At 59.9% G+C, this 4,446-nt stretch carries 6 protein-coding genes; 1 reads left to right on the top strand and 5 read right to left on the bottom strand.

Features of this window, described 5'->3' with window-relative positions:
• On the top strand, positions 1 to 289 hold a 289-nt coding region (locus tag EN884_RS39095), incomplete at its 5' end, for a hypothetical protein (RefSeq protein ID WP_206617649.1).
• Here the strand turns inward: EN884_RS39095 and EN884_RS27125 are convergent.
• From EN884_RS27125 to hisD, 5 genes are all read right to left on the bottom strand, one after another.
• Complete coding sequence (locus EN884_RS27125) at positions 246 to 1,178, bottom strand: 3-hydroxyacyl-CoA dehydrogenase (protein WP_206516562.1); 933 nt, start codon at positions 1,176 to 1,178, stop codon at positions 246 to 248. The genes EN884_RS39095 and EN884_RS27125 overlap by 44 nt on opposite strands.
• 11 nt (positions 1,179 to 1,189) lie before the next feature.
• Positions 1,190 to 2,080: an N-acyl homoserine lactonase family protein gene (locus tag EN884_RS27130; RefSeq protein ID WP_128360834.1), complete on the bottom strand. Its 891-nt coding sequence runs from the start codon at positions 2,078 to 2,080 to the stop codon at positions 1,190 to 1,192.
• A 10-nt stretch (positions 2,081 to 2,090) separates the two neighbouring features.
• Complete coding sequence (locus tag EN884_RS27135; RefSeq protein WP_063170572.1) at positions 2,091 to 2,654, bottom strand: hypothetical protein; 564 nt, start codon at positions 2,652 to 2,654, stop codon at positions 2,091 to 2,093.
• A complete protein-coding gene (locus EN884_RS27140) occupies positions 2,641 to 3,684 on the bottom strand; it encodes a LacI family DNA-binding transcriptional regulator (protein WP_082826751.1) in 1,044 nt (347 codons plus the stop codon). The genes EN884_RS27135 and EN884_RS27140 overlap by 14 nt, the downstream gene beginning before the upstream one ends.
• 59 nt (positions 3,685 to 3,743) lie before the next feature.
• Positions 3,744 to 4,446: histidinol dehydrogenase (gene hisD, locus EN884_RS27145; RefSeq protein ID WP_128360835.1), on the bottom strand; the 703-nt coding region annotated here is incomplete at its 5' end.

Raw genomic sequence — 4,446 nt, forward strand, 5'->3', positions numbered from 1 at the left:
TTGGCAGCGCGACGGCGTGCCGGCGGCCTCACTCGTGCAACTGGCCGAGGCCGATGCGTTCCGGCCAGACCTAGGCTTGGCGCGGCGCGAAGCCTTGTGGGCGCTTAAGGGAGTACGTAAGCGCCGTGAAAAGACGGCTCAGCTGGAGCGCGACGAAGGGCGGCAACGGCGCTATTTCGACAGCCAACCCCCATTTTCCCGTACACGTCATGTGACCTCGATCGCTTCTTGCGGAAGGAGAGAATCTAGCGTTCTGGCTGACCCCGTTTATGAGAAACCAGAGCCATAAGCCGACGGTTGCGCCATGCCGAACGGGCCTCGAGCTCTGGCTTTGCCAGTATTTCCCGGCGCTCGGCCGTGGCGAGTTTAATCAGATCAGGGGACCAGGGTTTCGGATCGCGGCGATCCTGTGCGATCGAGTGGTACAGCGTTCCCAAACGTTGTGCGTAATCGTCTATGCCACCGGGTGCATTCAGATCGATCGTCTCGAACGGTCCCATGAACGACCAGCGCAGGCCGAGACCATGAGCAACTGTTCGATCAATGTCGGCCACACTTGCCAAGCCCGCATCCAACAGCGCCCAGGCTTCGTTCAGCAGCGCACCTTGGAGGCGGTTGAGAATAAAGCCTTCGATCTCACGGTTGACGACGATCGGCACCTGTCCGACTTGCTCCATCGTCTCGCGCAGCCATGGAACGATTTCCGGATCCGTCCATGGGGCAGCTACCAGTTCGACAAGCGGCACCAGATGCGGTGGATTGACCGGGTGGGCGATTAGAAAGCGCGATCGCCTTGGGGCCTGTTCAGTGAACATCGAAGCCGGTATGCCGGAACTCGAACTGCCTACCACCGCATCGTCACGTATGGCAGCGCCGATCTCGGCGGACACTGCCTTTTTTACGTCGACGCGTTCGAAGACGGATTCCTGCACGTAATCGGCCCCCGACACTGCATCGACCAAGCTGTCGACCACTTCGATGCGTTGCGCGATTGCATCGACATCGCTGACCAGGCCGAACTCTTGCATGTCCGAAAGACTGCCACGGATACGAGAGGACGCGCCTTGCCGGATGTCTTCACTTGCGTCGAATAGCCGAACCGGGATGCCAGCACGCGCAAAGACGACCGCCCAGCCGCTTCCGACCAGTCCGCCGCCGATAACTGCGACTTGCTTCAAGTTTGTTGACATCATCGTACCTTGGATGTCTCGCCGTCAGCCAGGCAGATCTCCGAAATGCGCAGTCCGTCCTTGGTGATCCGCGACGGAAAGCGGTCCTTGAGCCTTTCCTCATGTACTGGAATGACACGTTGCGCTTCATAGCCGACCTGTTTCATCATCGCTTCGGTGGCCATCAACAGGTTCTGTTGGCTGCCAAGAGCAAGACCGACCGGCACATACATCGGCGTATCGACATCGACGACGGCCTCTGGGCCTTCGACATTCTCGAAGACATAGACCAGGTCGCCGGCGAGCACCCAGGCATCGGAAGACCGCGCCTTGCCGTCGTTGCGGACATTGACCCACATGGACGCAAAGGTGTGGCTGTCGTAGGCGACATGAAGGTCGATCCCCGGAAGAGCGTTCTCTACGATGCCATCGACGCAAATGAGCCGTTTCTGGCGCGCAAGATCGACGCCACGGATGATGTCACCGGGATCGACAGCCACCATCATCCAGCGGAGCCTGTCAGGCAGCGACATCGCCCAGGTCCACTTCGCGATCTCGCGTTCCTGAATGTAGAATTTCGCCTTCGGAAAATCCTCGACATTGCCGAAATGGTCGAAATGGGCGTGGGTGATGAAGACCGTATCGACCTCCTCGGGTGTCAGGCCGACCCCGGCGAGAACCTCCTTTGGGGAGCGCCAGTTCTCGACACCGAACTTGTCTCCAAGGTGCTTTCCATAGTCTTTGTCGTTGTAACCGACATCCACCATGGCAACGTGTCCGTTGCCTTTGATCAGGGCGTAGCAGTACGGAAGTTTGACGTAGCCCTGGTTGTGCGCACCATAAAGAACACCACTTTTGTGGTATTTGGTGACGTAGGAATATTCGAGAATCCAGATCGAATACTGTGACATTATTTCCTCCCTAGACTGATGATAAGCGGCCTTCGGCCCCGCAGTTGCAGCAGGAATGCCTGAAGTCGACCATGGTCATTCCGAAGCGATCCTCGGATGCCGATTGCAGATGCCTGTAAGCCGCCGACAAATTGCCGAGCGGCTCGGCGAGGTCTGGGGTGTTCTTGGCAGCTTGCTGCTCGCGCAAAACAGTGAGGCAGGTGCCCACGAGCCTGTGTGCGCTGATCAACTGCTGCAGATGCACATTAAGGCGAGACGTTGTCCGCAACTTTGAAAGGCGTTCGCGGAGTTCGTCGAACAATTCCGCGGCACTGGCGATAGACGGAAGATCGAGCACTTCGCGGCGGCCGCTTGCCTGCAGCAGGATCATCAGGCCAGCGACCTGCCCGATTAAACGCTTAAGACCGTTGTAGACCTGGCGGGCCTCGAGACCATAGGCGACCACCTCATCCGCCACACCTTCAGGCAGAGACAAGGCCGCGACTTCGCGAGCGGGGCCAAAGCCAGCACAGTCCGGGCCATGAATTTGCGCCGCCCAGTCCAGCATCGACAGAGAAGACTTATTGCCTGCCATCGATGGCCCTCGTGGTGCTGCGTTCGACGAGTTTTCCCGGAATGCGCTGCAGGGCGGGCTGACTGGCATCGTTGCGCGACAGGGACAGCGTCAGGTCCACGGTGCGCTCCACCATCAGTTCCATTGGCTGACCAACAGTTGTGAGATCGTGCGACGGCCAGGAGGCCATCGCGATGTCATCGAAACCAACGACGGACAGACGGTCCGGTATCGAAAGGCCGAAATCGCGTCTTGCCGCGTCCATGGCGCCGATCGCCAGGATGTCGTTCGCACAGAAAAGCGCAGTCGGTGGTTCGTCGGACGAGAGAAACCCATGCGCGGCGGCATAGCCGGCCGCGTAGCTGAATTCCTGCCCTACGCTGCTGAGAGGAGCCTGCACGCCTCTTTCCAGGCAGCGGGCATGAAAACCCTTCCAGCGATCGACGTTGGTCGAGGCATTCGGCAAGCCGGCGACATAGGCCAGGCGCCTGTGTCCGAGATCGATCAGGTGGTCGGCGACCGTCCTGCCGCCGAGTTCATTGTCGCAGGTCACCGCATAGGAGCGCTGGCTGGCATCGTAGCGGTTGAAGAACACGACGGGTGTACCGACCTTGCGGCAGGCATCGGACGATGCCGAAGAAAGCGTCGTGGCCAGGATGATCACCACGTCGGGGTGATAAGAGAGCAGGACGCGAAGCGTCTCATCCTCGCTGCGCTTTGGATCGGTCACCACCAGCATCACATTCAGGTCCAGAGCTTGCAGCTTTCCCGTCAGCCGCGTCAGCACTTCGGGATAGAATGGATTGGTGATGTCGGACACGACGATGCCGACGATGCGGCTGCTCTTGGTGATGAGGCCGCGTGCGAGCGGATTGGGCTGGTAACCGAGTTCCGCCGCGCGCGCGAGGATTCTCGCGCGCGTCTTTGGCGCGATCACGGCGTCCTCGTAAAAGGCTCGCGAAACCGTGGATACCGACATGCCCAATTGTCTTGCCAAATCTTTCACCGTTATGCGGGGCGTGTGAGGCTGCTTCAGGGCGACTTCGGTCATGGCTGCTAGGCTCCAGTTTTAGCGGCGAACCATGTTTCGACGTGCTTTGTTCAAGGTCGTCAAGCGGCGTTTCGGCCGCCGTAGCGCCGCACGCGGATATTGGCCTGCTCAGCGTGTCCGGCAAAACCTTCCAGCATGCACAACCTCGAGCAATATTCGCCGACCAGTCCACTGGCCTCGTCGGTGAGGATCCGCTGGTATGTGCAGGTCTTGAGAAATTTGCCGACCCACAGTCCGCCAGTATAGCGGGCTGCTTTCTTGGTCGGCAGCGTGTGGTTCGTGCCGATGACCTTGTCGCCAAATGCCACATTGGTGCGAGGCCCAAGGAACAAGGCGCCGTAGTTGGTCATGTTGTTCAAGAAGTAATCGGGGTCGCTCGTCATGACCTGCACATGCTCGGAAGCGATGCGGTCCGCCTCGCGCACCATCTCCTCATCGGACTCACACACGATCACTTCGCCGTAGTCTGCCCAGGCCTTGCCGGCGAGTTCCGCTGTCGGCAACCGCAGAAGCTGCCGTTCGACTTCGGCCATGGTTGCCCGGGCGAGCTTCTCGGAGGTGGTAAGCAAGACGGCGGGCGAGGTGGGCCCATGCTCGGCCTGGCCGAGGAGATCGGTTGCGCAGATCTCGCCGTCGACGCTTTCGTCGGCGATGATCAGTGTTTCGGTCGGGCCGGCGAAGAGGTCGATACCGACGCGGCCGAAGAGCTGGCGCTTGGCTTCGGCGACAAATGCATTGCCGGGACCGACCAGCATGTCGACC

The sequence above is a fragment of the Mesorhizobium sp. M7A.F.Ca.AU.001.01.1.1 genome (assembly GCF_004022735.1).
In the GTDB taxonomy this organism is placed as follows: domain Bacteria; phylum Pseudomonadota; class Alphaproteobacteria; order Rhizobiales; family Rhizobiaceae; genus Mesorhizobium; species Mesorhizobium ciceri.

Bases quoted from the DNA above. Each gene is read 5' to 3' on its own strand.
- EN884_RS27140 (WP_082826751.1), bottom strand. From the start codon at position 3,684: ATGACCGAAGTCGCCCTGAAGCAGCCTCACACGCCCCGCATAACGGTG.
- EN884_RS27135 (WP_063170572.1), bottom strand. From the start codon at position 2,654: ATGGCAGGCAATAAGTCTTCTCTGTCGATGCTGGACTGGGCGGCGCAA.
- EN884_RS27130 (WP_128360834.1), bottom strand. From the start codon at position 2,080: ATGTCACAGTATTCGATCTGGATTCTCGAATATTCCTACGTCACCAAA.